Genomic DNA, 12656 nt, shown 5'->3' with positions numbered 1-12656 from the left:
GAGGAAAGCTCCTAGACTGTGCTATATTTAATGCGATATGTTGGGGATTATAGTGTAAGCTAAACGGCAATCCAGCCGCGTCACTGGTGACAGGACGTTTAAAAATTTAAAGGGAAACCGCTTTCTTGGCGACAGAGAGTATTTTTAAGGGAAAACCTACTGGACCTAAGCTGCAAAGTTTATCCGATATATTACCACCTAAATAATATTTTAACCGCCTTTAGCTCTTTATATGAGTTTAAAAGGCGTTTGTTTATATTATATGGTTTTTTAAAAAAGAGGAGTTGATTTTTTGCCAGGCAACGGAAATGGCGGAAGGCTTAAAACCGTAAAGTTTTGGACATTAAAGATATTTTTCATAACATTGATATTAGCGGCTGCTTTTAGTTTTTTAACTGAGTATTTCATGAACGATCTAAACATAATAGTAGCTGTTTTGCTTGTGCTTTTAGTGCTTTTGATAGGCGTAGCTTTCGATATAATAGGGATTGCTTTTGCAACATGCGATAAAACGCCGTTTGTAGCGATGGCATCCAAAAAAGTGAAGGGCGCAAAAAATGCGCTTATGCTTTTAAAAAACGCTACATCTGTTTCTAACTTCTGTAACGATGTTATAGGGGACATATGCGGTATAGTATCCGGGGCGGCCGGCGCCGCTATCGCAGTTAAGATAATACTGATAAGCCCTACGATACCAAAGTTGCTTTTAGGTATAGCCATAAGTTCGTTTATAGCGGCTATGACAGTTTCTTTAAAATCGGCGGGGAAAAAGTATGCCGTTAATAAAAACAAACAAATAGTTCAAGATATAAGTAAGGTAATAGGAATCTTTAGCAGGGAAAAATAAATGGAGAAAAAGCGTCTGGACGCATATCTTACAGAAAAAAATTATTTTGATTCGCGCGAGAAGGCAAAGGCAAACATAATAGCCGGGAATGTTTTGGTAAACGGAGTTAAAGTATTTAAACCGGGCAGCAGTATTTCAGACGGAGCGGATATTACATTACTTAACACCGAGGAAAGGTTCGCAAGCCGCGGAGGCTTTAAACTTCAAAAAGCCCTGGACGTTTTTAATATAGACGCAAACGGAAAGATAGCCGTTGACGTCGGTGCATCGACAGGAGGTTTCACGGATTGCCTTTTAAAAGCTGGAGCTAAAAAAGTCTATGCTATTGACGTTGGGTACGGGCAGCTAGCATGGCAGCTCAGGAACGATAAAAGAGTCGTTGTTATGGAAAGGCAAAATGCCAGATTTTTAGAAAAGGGCATGTTTTCTGATAGAATAGATATGGCAGTTATGGATACTTCATTTATATCTCTAACTCTTATTTTGCCGGCTGTAAAACGGATAATTGAGGAAAACGCGATTTTGGTGTGCCTTATAAAACCGCAGTTCGAAGCGGGCAGGGCAGACGTTTTAAAAAACGGCGTTGTAAAAGATGCTTCAGTGCACGTCCGGGTCATAAAAAAAATTATAGATTTTGCTGACAGTATAGGGCTTGGAGCAGCGGGGATAGACTACTCGCCGATAAAGGGCCCAAACGGCAACATAGAATATCTGCTATACTTAAAAAACGGAATTTCCGGTACGGAAGTGGATATTGACAGTATCGTAAAGAAAGCACATAGAAATCTTTAATAGATTTTTTATACAAATAAACCTTGCATATTTATTCATTTAATATTATTATATTCTTAAACATATCATTTTTCTGGCATTGAAATCAGATTTGGAGTTAAGCAGTTATGGAGATAGGATTGCATGTTAATACAATTAAAGATGAAAATCTTGTCTTCACTAAGAAAATAGTTAGCATGCTTTTAAACCAAAATGAGAAGGTAAAGCTAAGTAAAGAGCTTTTGCCTCACTTCCCTGGGTTTGAGAAATTAGATTTTGATAATATAGACGTATTACTTATAGGCGGTGGAGACGGGACAATACTTAGAAACGCTAAAAAATGTGCTAAACATAATGTAAAGATTTTAGGCGTTAATTTAGGTACTCTTGGTTTTTTGTCTGAAATAAGCGCAACTGGCGTCAGTGAGGCCGTAAAACACTTGAAAGAGGGCAGTTATTTTGTAGAAGAGCGTATGATGCTTGAAGTCAAGGCCTTTAGCAAAGATGGTAACTTATTAGGAACAGACACAGCCTTAAACGATGTGGTTATATCCAAAAAGAATATTTCAAGAACTATAAATATTACTTATCATGTAAATAATACTTTAGCAGATCACTTCCGCGGCGACGGGCTTATAGTATCAACGCCTACCGGATCTACCGGGTATTCGCTGTCTGCGGGGGGGACGGTTATAAGTCCTAGTATAAAATGTATCATGGCAACACCGATTTGTGCGCACTCGCTTTCTTCAAAAAGGCTGATTGCAGAAGTTAATGATAAAATCAAAGTAAATTTTCGCGCATCAGACGGGGAAACCGTTATTGCCGTTGACGGCCGTGAAAGCTATATTTTAGGCAACGACGATTATGTTGAAATAGGCAAGTCTGAACTTACAGCGGAATTTATACGTTTTAATAAAGGATATTTTTACTCGGTCCTACGTGAAAAATTTGCTTCTTGGAAAGATTAAAGGTTAAAATATATTTTATTTAGGTAACTTACTATGAAATCTGTTAGACAAAGCGCAATTTTAGAAATCATTCAGCAGAATGAAATTGAAACTCAGGATGACTTGGTTAAGTATTTAAACAGCCATGGTTTTAATGTGACCCAGGCTACTGTGTCAAGAGACATAAAAGAACTTAAGCTTATTAAAGTCCTGGCCGATAATGGCGTGTATAAGTACGCAAAAAGTATTGTAAAAAACCATGATAATTTGGATTTTTATATAAACATATTTAAGGATTGTGTGAAAAGCATCGTGAAAGCCGGCAACATGATAGTTGTAAAAACTTTGTCCGGTTCTGCTAACAGCGCAGCCGAACTTATAGACTGCCTGGAAATACCCGAAGTTGCGGGAACTATAGCTGGAGACAATACTATCTTTATTGCCGTAAAGGATGAAAGCTCTATTTCAGATATCATTAAGATGCTTAACAATCTATGAGGTAAAGTAAATTATGTTACTGACGCTCAACATCAAGGATATTGCGTTGATAGACGAACTGATGATCGAATTTTCTCCGGGGATGAACGTTTTGACCGGCGAGACCGGTGCAGGGAAATCGATAATCGTTGATTCGCTTAATCTGGCCTTAGGCGAGAGGGCGGATAAAGACTTGATACGCGCCGGAAGTGAGACGGCTTATGTCGATGCGGTTTTTGATATAAGCGGGAAAATGAAGGAAGAACTTAAAGGCTATGGCATTTCGTCGGATGAGGATATGCTTATTTTTTCGCGCGAAATTTCCAAGAGCGGCAAAAACCTGTGCCGTATAAACGGCAGGCCGGTAACTCTTTCCTTATTGAAGGAAATAAGCGATAAATTGGTAGATATCCACGGACAGCACGAACACCAGTCTCTTTTAAATGAGAAAAACCATCTCGTGTTTTTAGATGATTACGGCGGCAAAGAGCTTTTAGAAGATAAAGAACTGGTGAAAAACGCATATACAGAGTATAGCAAAACGCTTGCCTCCCTTAATAAACTTAAACTAGACGGGGACAGGGAGAGAAAATTAGACGTATTAAAGTACCAGATAGATGAAATAGAAAACGCTAAGCTAAAACCGGAAGAGGAGACAGCACTCTTAGAAGAAAGGGCGCTTCAGAGGAACAGTGAGAATATTTTAAGCGCACTCGAGAAAAGTTATGACGGCCTTTACGGCGGTGTAAATGGTGCAGCATTGACAAACATAAAAGAAGCTGTTTCGGCTATGAAATCAATAGCTTCGTTTTCAGCGGATTACGACCGCCTGGCGCAGAGGTTAAGCGACAGTTATTATAATCTTGAAGAATGCGTATATGACCTTCGGGATCTGAAAAATAGGATTTCTTTTGATGAAAGTAGTATGGAAAGTATAGAAGACCGCCTGGCGCTTATAAATACTCTTAAAAGAAAATACGGCGGCAGTGTTGAAGAGACCCTTAAATTCAAGGAAAAAGCACAGGAAGAATACGATATACTGCTAAACAGCGAGCAGATGATAGAAAATCTTACAAATGAATTGGCGCAAAGAAAGGAAAAGCTTGTTTTACTTCAAAATGAACTTACAAAAAGGAGAAAGAAAGCGGCCGGTGATTTTGAGAAGGACATTATAAACCAATTAAGTGATTTAGGCTTTAACTCCTGTGAATTCAGCGTTACATTTTTAAATGAGGGGAACCTTAAATTAAGTGAAAACGGGCAGGACGAAGTGGAATTTTTTATATCCCTAAATAAGGGACAGCCTTTAAGGCCGCTTAGAAAGATAGCGTCCGGCGGCGAGGTATCTAGAATAATGCTGGCGCTTAAAAATGTACAGGCAGGGGCAGACCAGATAGACAGCTGTGTCTTCGATGAAATAGATACCGGTATCAGCGGGAAAACGGCTAATACGGTCGCTAAAAAGATGGCGAAGATATCTATCGGCCGCCAGGTCATTTGTGTAACGCATCTGCCGCAAATAGCAGTCATGGCGGACAAGCATTTTATAATAACAAAGGAAAATGCAGGAAAAACTGTCAGGACTAATGTCATAAAACTCGATAATGAAAGCCGCATAGAGGAGATAGCAAGGCTGTCCGGCGGGCAAGTATCAAGCGCCTCATTGCTTCACGCACGGGAGATGATTAAAACTGCAGGCGAAATAAAAGGGCAATTATAATATATAAGTTAAGTTATTCATCATATTATCATCTTTTTAATTATATACATTTATCTAGATAGGTATATTTTTAAAAAAGGTGATAGCTATGGATTGTATTATTGAAATAATAAAAAAATGGTGGCTTTTGATAATTGCCGGTATAATTGTGCTTTTGTTGATCTTGACTATGTGCCAGAATCAAACTGATTCTCAAAGTAAGGACAGTGAATCCGGCAATCAAGTAAAAGCGGTTTTATATCTGGAAAACGATTACGGCTATCTGGTGCCGATCGTTAAAAGTGTCGACATTGAAGACGGCGTCTGTGCCGCAGCGTTAAAGAGCTTATCGGATAAAGATACGATAGAGGGGTTAAGCCCTACCTTGTCTGAAAATTCGTTTTTAGGTATAGAACTGGTAGGCGATACTGCTATTGTAAATTTGGATAAGAATGCCTTTGAGGCCGATAACCAGATATCCGAACAAAACAAGGTAAAAGCAGTAGTAAACACATTAACTGAGTTTGGGACTATAAGTAAGGTCAAAATAACATTAAACGGAGAAGAAACAAAAGAGCTTCCATACGGAACGGATATATCTGCTACATTTGAGAGGTTCGATTTAAATGCCGAGAGTGTGGATAGTGAAGTCAACGTGGCTGAAGCAAATAAAATGATACTTTACTTTGAAGACATAGACTTAACGCACATAGTTGAAATAACCAGGTATACCAACGAAGAAATAAACGTTGAAAATGCGATAAACGAGTTGATAGCCGGCCCGGAAAATACTACATCGCTTAAAAACCTGTTCCCGGAGGGAACACGGCTTTTAACGGCGTTTATAGACCAATCTGATACCGTTAATCTCAACTTTTCCTCGGAGTTTTCAGAGATTTCAGAAAGCGAAATGCTTGAACAATGCCTGCTTAAGACTATCGGCTTAACCTGCAGGGAAATAGATGAAATAAAGGATATACGTATATTTGTAGCCGGCACGCCCTATGAAGCGAGCACGAACATAATGTCTATTTATCCAAATGAAATAAAATGATATTTAATGCTTAAAATAATACATATGAAAAAATAACAGGGGAAAATGTATGACGAGGGAAAAACTGATAATAGCTACTAATAACCAGGGAAAAGTAAGGGAAATAAAAGAGATATTTAAAGGGGAGTTTTTAAATATAGTTTCGTTGAAAGACGAAAATCTGGATATAGATGTTGTTGAAGACGGGCAAACTTTCATGGAAAACGCCCTTAAAAAAGCAAACGCCGTATATGAGGCCACGAAGGTGCCGTCTTTAGCAGATGATTCCGGAATATGCGTGGACGCGTTAAATGGTGCGCCGGGTATATTTTCTGCACGGTTTGCAGGAGAGTACGCTACAGACGAAGAAAACAACCAAAAACTTATAGCTTTGATGAAAGACGTGCCGGAAGATAAAAGAGGCGCAAAGTATGTTTGCGCAGTAGTGTTAAAGATAGATGAGGAAACTATAATTACAGCTTATGGTGAACTTAAGGGCAAAATAATATGTGACGCAAGAGGCACGAATGGCTTTGGTTACGATCCGTATTTTTATTTGGAAGAATATGGACAAACTACGGCGCAGATACCACCGGAATTAAAAAACAAGATAAGCCACAGGGGCCGTGCGCTTAAAAACTTAAGGGAAAAACTTTTATAATGAAAAGGCTTCTTATTATGTCCGACACTCACGGACGAAAAGACACGGTAAAAAGGATAATTTTATCTAATAAAGACGTAGACGTCATAATCCATTTAGGAGACGGCGTATCGGATATAAATGATGAAGGGCTTGATAAAAAGCTTATTTTAGTTAAGGGTAATTGCGATATAAGAAGCGATGTGCCAACGGAAAGGACAGTGACGATAGGCAATACTCGCATACTTTTAACGCATGGGCATAGGTACCACGTCAAGTTTTCTATGGACAGGCTTATATACCGTGCGATGGAGGAAGAAGTGAGCGCAGCCTTCTATGGGCACACCCATGTGCCTTGTGAAACTTTTGAATCTGGAATAATATTATTTAACCCCGGAAGCCTATGCAGGCCGCTAAATGGACAGGCAAGCTATTCTATTGCGACGGTAGACAATGGAAGGATATTTATTAAAACTATTTTGATTTAATATAGCAAATCTTTCTTGACAAACACTGCATTTTTAAGATATACTTGTCTTTGCGCGAGAGCTTAAGAGGGACTTGTAAATGCGCCTGTAGCTCAGTAGGATAGAGCAACGGCCTTCTAAGCCGTGTGCCAGGGGTTCGAATCCCTTCAGGCGCGCCAGTATGGTGGGTATAGCTCAGTTGGTTAGAGCGCCAGGTTGTGGCCCTGGAGGTCGTGGGTTCGAATCCCACTATTCACCCCACTAAAATGATGGGGTGTAGCCAAGTGGTAAGGCACGGCACTTTGACTGCCGCATCCGTAGGTTCGAGTCCTGCCACCCCAGCCAATATTGTATGACTCGCTAGCTCAGTCGGTAGAGCACTTGACTTTTAATCAAGGTGTCCGGAGTTCGAATCTCCGGCGGGTCACCAAAAAAACCGCTTAAATAGGCGGTTTTTTATTTTGATTGATTTTCTTTTTATTGTATATTTTTTGGATTTGACTTAATTTTGACTGACTAAATGTTTTTGCTTCTCAGCCCTTATAGCAATTAATCTTCCTGAGTTATTTTGGGCCTGTTTAATTTTTCTGCTAATTCGTTTCTCGAATCTATTAATTTATCCTTTTCAAAAGGAGTCCATCTTAATGCAATTTGGAATCCCAAAACAGCGGCTTGTATTGAGAAGGTTGACTTGCTTTTATCAGAATCGTATAAGACATCTAATTCATCGTTAATATTTTGAATTGTTTCTCTTGCCTTATCTAAGGACATTTTGTTATCTAAATAGTTATCTTCCGCTTCAAGTGCAGCGTTCCCTAACTGATAAGCTTCGGTGCTAATATCGAGGGGTTTACATTGTGTGATTAATATTATTATAAATATAAGTACTACAATGGCTATAATTATTTTTTTTACATTTTTCATTGCTTTTCTCCTATATATTTCCTATTTTACCATTATATCACAAACACTTTAAACTTCCTATTGCTTAACATGGCATAGTAATTGCTGCTTGATGTTTTCTGTATAAAATAGTAAAATTTAAAAAGAATAAATGAGTATAAGGAGTTGATTGTAAATGTCTGAGAAAAAGTATTTTACAGCTGAGCAGGCCCGCGAATTCGGGGAAAAACTGGGTATAGACTGGAAGAAATTTGACGTAGAGCAGTTCCGTATGGGTATGGACGTAGAGCTTGAACATGGAATAAGGGACCCGCATACGAACGTAACTGATAATGAACCGTTGACTACCGCTAAAATAGCGCTAGCCCACTTAAATGAATTCCCGGATTACTATACTCGCCTTGAAAAGATGGAAGATGAGGCGGAGGCTTACTGGGAGAACAAACAAGGTTGAAAAACAGGACTTAAATATATTTACATGCAAAAAAACCGCCATAAAAAGCGGTTTTTTTGCTTATCTATGTTATTTAAGGACGAGGGCACTTTTAGGGCAAAAACGGACACATTTCCCGCATGCTATACATTTTTCGTAGTTAACAGTAGGGGCGCTAAAACCATCTTGCTTTAATGCCCTGGTAGGGCAAACCCTCATAGAGGGGCAAGGATGGTTCTGAGGACATCTTTCTTCTATAACTATCAATTTTTTATTGTTATTTTCCATGTAATAAGTTCTCCTTATTTAGAATTATGAGTGAATTATAACTTAAGCGTTAAATAAAATTCTGTGCGCAAGTTACAGAAGAAGAACTTTTTGATTTAAATTAGATATTAATTTTTAATATTATGATATAATAAATATAAAGTAGGAGAAGTTAATTTGAGTATCATTACAATATCACGGCAGGCCTGCAGTTTTGGAGACGAGGTTGCTGAGGTGCTGTCGCAAAAACTTGGGTTGGAACTGATAGACAGGGAAAAGCTTTTGTCTAAGTTTTTCGACGGTATCTTAACCCCATATGAGCTTAAGATGCTTAGGGAAAGTGCTAAGTTTTATTTAAATGTAAGCAGCAACGGGGAAACGTTTATAGAGCGTTTAAGCCGTTCGCTTCATGAATATGCCAAAACTAATTCGGCAATATTGATAGGGTTTGCTTCTCAGGTTATTTTTAAATGCAATAAGGATGCAATCAATATACGAATTATGGCGCCTCACGATATCCGTATTACGAGGATAAAAAAACAGTATCATGTCTCAGCATCGGAGGCAGAACAAATACTTTTACAAACGGATAAAAAACATAAAAAGTTTGTGTATACCCTTTTTCAAGCGGATTGGACAGACCCGTCTTATTATGACATGATTTTAAACACAGGCGGAGTTTCAGTAGATGAATGTGTTTCATCTATAATCGCTTTATTTAAAGAAAGGGAATTAAGAATAAAGATAGAAAAGGAGCAAGAAGAGAGCAATATTATAAATAACATTTCTGAAGTGCCGATTTTTAAAAACACTTCTGAAAAGGAATTTGCGCAGATTCTTGACATGTATCAAATAGAGTGGAAATATGAACCAAAGACGTTTCCGGTAGAATGGGATGCAGAGGGGAATGTGACTTCGGCATTCAGCCCGGATTTTTATCTGACGAAATTCGATACTTATATAGAGCTTACTACCATGAACCAAAAGTATGTTACAGAAAAGAATAAAAAGATAAAAAGGCTAAACCAGCTATATCCCGGAATAAATATTAAAATAGTTTACAAGAAAGATTTTTATTCGCTTTTAGAACGTTTCAAAATCTGTAAAGGAGAATAATGGATGGATGTTTCAGGATATGAAAAGGTCGTATTCAGCGAGGAAGTTTTAAAAGAGCGCGTTAAATCAATCGGAGAGCAGATAAACAGGGACTATGCAGGCAAAGACCTAATAATGGTAAGCGTTCTAAAAGGTACGTTATATTTTTTTGCCGATCTTACGCGTTTTATAGATATACCAATACAGCTCGATTTTATGGCAATAGGCGTTTATCCGAATTCAACTAATGATACAGGTGTCGTTCGCATAACAAAAGATTTAGATGCAGATATATCCGGAAAAGATGTTTTGATAATAGAGGATATAATAAGGACAGGGTTGACAACTGGTTATCTTGTGCAAAACCTTGAGGCCAGAACACCGGCAAGCGTAAAAGTATGTACTTTATTAGTAAACCCAAAACAGCAGTTGATTAAAGTACCGATAGAATATTACGGGTTTGAGATATCAGACGAGTGGCTGGTAGGCTACGGTATGGACGTTCATGAAAAGTGGCGTAATTTACCATATATAGCTGAGGCAGGGGGCAAGGAATAAAGATTTGGTAAAATAAAAAAAGGCAAATAGAAAGCTCCAACGAACCCTATAAAAGTTTTTAATCTTCCTGGCAACCCTTTTACTGACGAAAGTTTAATCTTATTTTCGAATCATTAGCCTTTTAAATCATCTTGGAAAAGCTTTCACCTTACCTTAACTATTAATTAACCTTTAACCCGCTAATCCGATTCACAATCTGTAAATACTTTCGTACTTATTCGACTGTTCCTTCGCTTTCCACACTTTCGTATGGCGGTCTTCCGTTCCGAGTTACTTCTTCAGTATTCCTTGGAGCTTGTCTAAACTATAACCCATATTTTAACAAGTATCAAACATTATATTTATTTAAAATAATACAAAATATGTCAAAAAAGGGTAAATAAATAAAATATACGACGATAATTATAAATATCAAAATTTTTCACCGTATTTTAGGCAGTTTTAATTTGCTTATAATACGGCAAATGAGCGATACATTAGCTTTGCTGATGAATTCAAAAGTAGAAAAAATATTATAGCATAAAGCAAAATGTACCAGTTTCATATTATAATAACTGTAAATACTAATAACCGAGGTGAGTTTAAATGGCTAAGAGAAAAAATAAGAATGCCTTAAATGACATTCTTAATATGTATCGACCAACTAATACAGATCCTCAGGGTAGCTGGACTGGAGTGCCAAAAGATAAGTATGATATTCCGGTTCAGGACGCGGACGATTTATAAGATCCGTTAATAAAGACGCCACTTATTAAGTGGCGTCTTTAAATACTTTATATCTTGTTTATAAATTCTCTTATACTTTCAAGTTCTTTTTTAAGAGGCATGCCTATTACCTTCTTAAGAGCCTGGTTAAGTTCGCTAAATTGATCTCCGCTTACTTCTATCTGGTCATACTGATGTTCTCTTATATTATTTATACGCCGGTCTAATTCCGCTATTATTTTTTCTTTGATATTGTCACTCATTAATTTTCACCTCTTTTAAACTTAAAAAACTAATCTTTTTATTTTGTAGCAGCTTTAAGTGCCGGCAGTACTGGTATACAAAGAAAAAACCAAAGCGTGCTGTAAAATGGGCATATCTGCCCCAATAAATTAAAACGGCGAGTGGAATAATCCCAAACGTTTTTCTTCATACGGCAGTTAACTACAAAACCGGTCAGAAACTCTGCAAGAGTTATATAATAGCTTCCAAGCAGGCATTTAACGCCAAGCGGTAGAGTTTCATGTGATATGGGGTAAAGAAGGTTTAAGCATATTCCGCCGGCTACACTCATGCTTATGTGTGTTCTTTTCCGCCAAAAGATTTCGATCATGTTATAAACGACAGCCCCTGTTATAAAGAGCGTTAGTGTTTTTAGTATTTTTCTTTTAATCATGTTTTCTTCCATTCAAAAATGCACCGTTGAAGGTACACTTTTTTGCTTTTGATATTACTTGCGTTTAAAAGATTCGCAATTGGTACACTGTACATCTGTTGGGTCGGCTTCGTTGGTGCCTACGTTGATTTTACTAAGTGAGCAAAAGTCTTTCTCATCGCAATGGTATCTGCAATCCAATACAGTGCAGTGGATACTTTTATTGGCTTTATCGTTTGACATAAATTTCACCTCCATTATTTTCAATGTTAGTATTTTCGGCGGGATTTAAAATTATACTAAAAGATACGGATTTAAATTTACTTAAAAATTGCCGCTTAAAAATATGTTGACATAAAAGTTTATTGTTAATATAATAAAAAATGCTTCTATTAAATGCCTCCTTGGTCAAGTGGTTAAGACACCGCCCTCTCACGGCGGTAACAGGGGTTCGAGTCCCCTAGGAGGTGCCAAATTAAACAAAGTAAAAAAAGCTAGCCATTAGGCTAGCTTTTTTTATTGCATGATTTGATAAAAATAAACCCGATGCGTTAATACGCATCGGGTAATACTTTAGCAGCGGCTCCTATAACAACATCTGCAAAACTGTGCTATCAAGATAGCGATGACCAAGATAAATAAAACGACTGCAAGGATTATCAATGCGTCTAATACTGTCGCAAAAATTGCAATAGAAGCTCCCAACACTATACCAAGAGTGAGAGCAAATAATACCGCTATGAAGCACAATACTCTGTTAGAGCATAAGCAAAAACTATAATTTGATGGTGACTGTGACATAGGGCTCTGCGCACTAGACTGCTCATTATTGCTGCAACATGGTTGATTACAATACATCATACATACCTCCTTTCAGATATATGTAGTGTATACATGATATTATATGCATAATTTAGCAATAAGTGTAATGTGCCAGATTAAATTTATCAGGTAAAATTATTACAAAATATTATAAGTGGATACATAATAAGGGCTTATAATCCAGTTTTTTAATTATAATGAAAGAATTTGCCATAGTTTAAAATTTGTAGTTAAAATAACTTATATAAAGATTTTGGTGCCCACAGTTTGTTGACAAGTATTTTAATAAAAAATATAATGTATTGTAAAATCTACTATAATATATTTAAGAGGG

Annotated in this window: 17 protein-coding genes and 5 tRNA genes; 16 read left to right on the top strand and 6 right to left on the bottom strand. The window is 37.4% G+C overall.

All coding sequences use genetic code 11. From position 1 onward, the window contains the following. Nucleotides 1-292: 292 nt before the first annotated feature. From R2876_01035 to R2876_00980, 12 genes are all read left to right on the top strand, one after another. Nucleotides 293-847 carry a hypothetical protein gene (locus tag R2876_01035; protein ID MEZ4357208.1) on the top strand — a complete coding sequence of 185 codons (555 nt, stop codon included), beginning with the start codon at nt 293-295 and terminating at the stop codon, nt 845-847. Continuing rightward, nucleotides 848-1639: a TlyA family RNA methyltransferase gene (locus R2876_01030; protein ID MEZ4357207.1), complete on the top strand. Its 792-nt coding sequence runs from the start codon at nt 848-850 to the stop codon at nt 1637-1639. A gap of 107 nt (nt 1640-1746) precedes the next feature. Beyond that, entirely contained in the window at nt 1747-2589 is an 843-nt protein-coding gene (locus tag R2876_01025) for an NAD(+)/NADH kinase (GenBank protein ID MEZ4357206.1), read from the top strand. A 33-nt stretch (nt 2590-2622) separates the two neighbouring features. Then, nucleotides 2623-3066 carry an arginine repressor gene (gene argR / locus R2876_01020; GenBank protein ID MEZ4357205.1) on the top strand — a complete coding sequence of 148 codons (444 nt, stop codon included), beginning with the start codon at nt 2623-2625 and terminating at the stop codon, nt 3064-3066. A gap of 13 nt (nt 3067-3079) precedes the next feature. Continuing rightward, nucleotides 3080-4765: a DNA repair protein RecN gene (gene recN, locus R2876_01015; protein ID MEZ4357204.1), complete on the top strand. Its 1686-nt coding sequence runs from the start codon at nt 3080-3082 to the stop codon at nt 4763-4765. Between the two features lie 88 nt (nt 4766-4853). Next, nucleotides 4854-5798: a GerMN domain-containing protein gene (locus R2876_01010; GenBank protein ID MEZ4357203.1), complete on the top strand. Its 945-nt coding sequence runs from the start codon at nt 4854-4856 to the stop codon at nt 5796-5798. 49 nt (nt 5799-5847) lie between these two features. Next, nucleotides 5848-6438 (top strand): XTP/dITP diphosphatase, encoded by a 591-nt coding sequence (locus R2876_01005; GenBank protein ID MEZ4357202.1) that lies wholly within the window; start codon nt 5848-5850, stop codon nt 6436-6438. Continuing rightward, complete coding sequence (locus R2876_01000) at nt 6438-6905, top strand: metallophosphoesterase (protein MEZ4357201.1); 468 nt, start codon at nt 6438-6440, stop codon at nt 6903-6905. Before R2876_01005 ends, R2876_01000 begins: the two co-directional genes overlap by 1 nt. An 81-nt stretch (nt 6906-6986) precedes the next feature. Next, nucleotides 6987-7063 (top strand) — tRNA-Arg (locus R2876_00995). Nucleotides 7064-7068: 5 nt separating this feature from the next. Further along, nucleotides 7069-7145: transfer RNA gene (locus R2876_00990), tRNA-His, on the top strand. 9 nt (nt 7146-7154) lie between these two features. Further along, nucleotides 7155-7229: transfer RNA gene (locus tag R2876_00985), tRNA-Gln, on the top strand. Between the two features lie 9 nt (nt 7230-7238). Continuing rightward, nucleotides 7239-7314 (top strand) — tRNA-Lys (locus R2876_00980). 119 nt (nt 7315-7433) lie between these two features. On the opposite strand, the gene R2876_00975 is transcribed toward R2876_00980, so the two are convergent. Next, complete coding sequence (locus tag R2876_00975) at nt 7434-7808, bottom strand: hypothetical protein (GenBank protein MEZ4357200.1); 375 nt, start codon at nt 7806-7808, stop codon at nt 7434-7436. A gap of 154 nt (nt 7809-7962) precedes the next feature. Here R2876_00975 and R2876_00970 point away from each other — a divergent pair, with 154 nt between their 5' ends. Next, entirely contained in the window at nt 7963-8241 is a 279-nt protein-coding gene (locus tag R2876_00970) for a DUF5661 family protein (GenBank protein ID MEZ4357199.1), read from the top strand. 69 nt (nt 8242-8310) lie between these two features. On the opposite strand, the gene R2876_00965 is transcribed toward R2876_00970, so the two are convergent. Continuing rightward, complete coding sequence (locus R2876_00965) at nt 8311-8508, bottom strand: 4Fe-4S binding protein (protein MEZ4357198.1); 198 nt, start codon at nt 8506-8508, stop codon at nt 8311-8313. Nucleotides 8509-8664: 156 nt separating this feature from the next. Between R2876_00965 and R2876_00960 the strand changes: the two genes are divergently transcribed. Both R2876_00960 and hpt read left to right on the top strand, forming a co-directional pair. Then, nucleotides 8665-9603 (top strand): cytidylate kinase family protein, encoded by a 939-nt coding sequence (locus tag R2876_00960; GenBank protein MEZ4357197.1) that lies wholly within the window; start codon nt 8665-8667, stop codon nt 9601-9603. A gap of 3 nt (nt 9604-9606) precedes the next feature. Then, the gene (gene hpt / locus R2876_00955) at nt 9607-10140 is read left to right on the top strand and encodes a hypoxanthine phosphoribosyltransferase (GenBank protein MEZ4357196.1); all 534 of its coding nucleotides are present in this window, start codon (nt 9607-9609) and stop codon (nt 10138-10140) included. Nucleotides 10141-10913: 773 nt separating this feature from the next. Here the strand turns inward: hpt and R2876_00950 are convergent. Genes R2876_00950 through R2876_00940 form a run of 3 tightly spaced genes read right to left on the bottom strand, consistent with a single transcriptional unit; the run spans nt 10914 to nt 11743 of the window. Beyond that, a complete protein-coding gene (locus R2876_00950; GenBank protein ID MEZ4357195.1) occupies nt 10914-11108 on the bottom strand; it encodes a hypothetical protein in 195 nt (64 codons plus the stop codon). Nucleotides 11109-11146: 38 nt separating this feature from the next. Next, nucleotides 11147-11533 carry a hypothetical protein gene (locus R2876_00945; GenBank protein ID MEZ4357194.1) on the bottom strand — a complete coding sequence of 129 codons (387 nt, stop codon included), beginning with the start codon at nt 11531-11533 and terminating at the stop codon, nt 11147-11149. 42 nt (nt 11534-11575) lie between these two features. Continuing rightward, nucleotides 11576-11743, bottom strand: coding sequence for a DUF1540 domain-containing protein (locus R2876_00940; protein MEZ4357193.1), 168 nt, complete (start codon nt 11741-11743; stop codon nt 11576-11578). A 155-nt stretch (nt 11744-11898) separates the two neighbouring features. Between R2876_00940 and R2876_00935 the strand changes: the two genes are divergently transcribed. Further along, nucleotides 11899-11973: transfer RNA gene (locus R2876_00935), tRNA-Glu, on the top strand. 100 nt (nt 11974-12073) lie between these two features. Here the strand turns inward: R2876_00935 and R2876_00930 are convergent. Continuing rightward, a complete protein-coding gene (locus tag R2876_00930; GenBank protein ID MEZ4357192.1) occupies nt 12074-12361 on the bottom strand; it encodes a hypothetical protein in 288 nt (95 codons plus the stop codon). Nucleotides 12362-12656 lie beyond the last annotated feature (295 nt).

The organism is Eubacteriales bacterium (assembly GCA_041390245.1).
Taxonomy (GTDB): Bacteria; Bacillota; Clostridia; order Christensenellales; family JAWKQI01; genus JAWKQI01.
This window is presented reverse-complemented; position numbering and strand designations above follow the sequence as displayed.

Coding starts and splice junctions, on each gene's coding strand:
- R2876_01030 (MEZ4357207.1), top strand. CDS start 848: ATGGAGAAAAAGCGTCTGGACGCATATCTTACAGAAAAAAATTATTTT.
- R2876_01025 (MEZ4357206.1), top strand. CDS start 1,747: ATGGAGATAGGATTGCATGTTAATACAATTAAAGATGAAAATCTTGTC.
- argR (MEZ4357205.1), top strand. CDS start 2,623: ATGAAATCTGTTAGACAAAGCGCAATTTTAGAAATCATTCAGCAGAAT.
- recN (MEZ4357204.1), top strand. CDS start 3,080: ATGTTACTGACGCTCAACATCAAGGATATTGCGTTGATAGACGAACTG.
- R2876_01010 (MEZ4357203.1), top strand. CDS start 4,854: ATGGATTGTATTATTGAAATAATAAAAAAATGGTGGCTTTTGATAATT.
- R2876_01005 (MEZ4357202.1), top strand. CDS start 5,848: ATGACGAGGGAAAAACTGATAATAGCTACTAATAACCAGGGAAAAGTA.
- R2876_01000 (MEZ4357201.1), top strand. CDS start 6,438: ATGAAAAGGCTTCTTATTATGTCCGACACTCACGGACGAAAAGACACG.
- R2876_00975 (MEZ4357200.1), bottom strand. CDS start 7,808: ATGAAAAATGTAAAAAAAATAATTATAGCCATTGTAGTACTTATATTT.
- R2876_00970 (MEZ4357199.1), top strand. CDS start 7,963: ATGTCTGAGAAAAAGTATTTTACAGCTGAGCAGGCCCGCGAATTCGGG.
- R2876_00965 (MEZ4357198.1), bottom strand. CDS start 8,508: ATGGAAAATAACAATAAAAAATTGATAGTTATAGAAGAAAGATGTCCT.
- hpt (MEZ4357196.1), top strand. CDS start 9,607: ATGGATGTTTCAGGATATGAAAAGGTCGTATTCAGCGAGGAAGTTTTA.
- R2876_00950 (MEZ4357195.1), bottom strand. CDS start 11,108: ATGAGTGACAATATCAAAGAAAAAATAATAGCGGAATTAGACCGGCGT.
- R2876_00945 (MEZ4357194.1), bottom strand. CDS start 11,533: ATGGAAGAAAACATGATTAAAAGAAAAATACTAAAAACACTAACGCTC.
- R2876_00940 (MEZ4357193.1), bottom strand. CDS start 11,743: ATGTCAAACGATAAAGCCAATAAAAGTATCCACTGCACTGTATTGGAT.
- R2876_00930 (MEZ4357192.1), bottom strand. CDS start 12,361: ATGATGTATTGTAATCAACCATGTTGCAGCAATAATGAGCAGTCTAGT.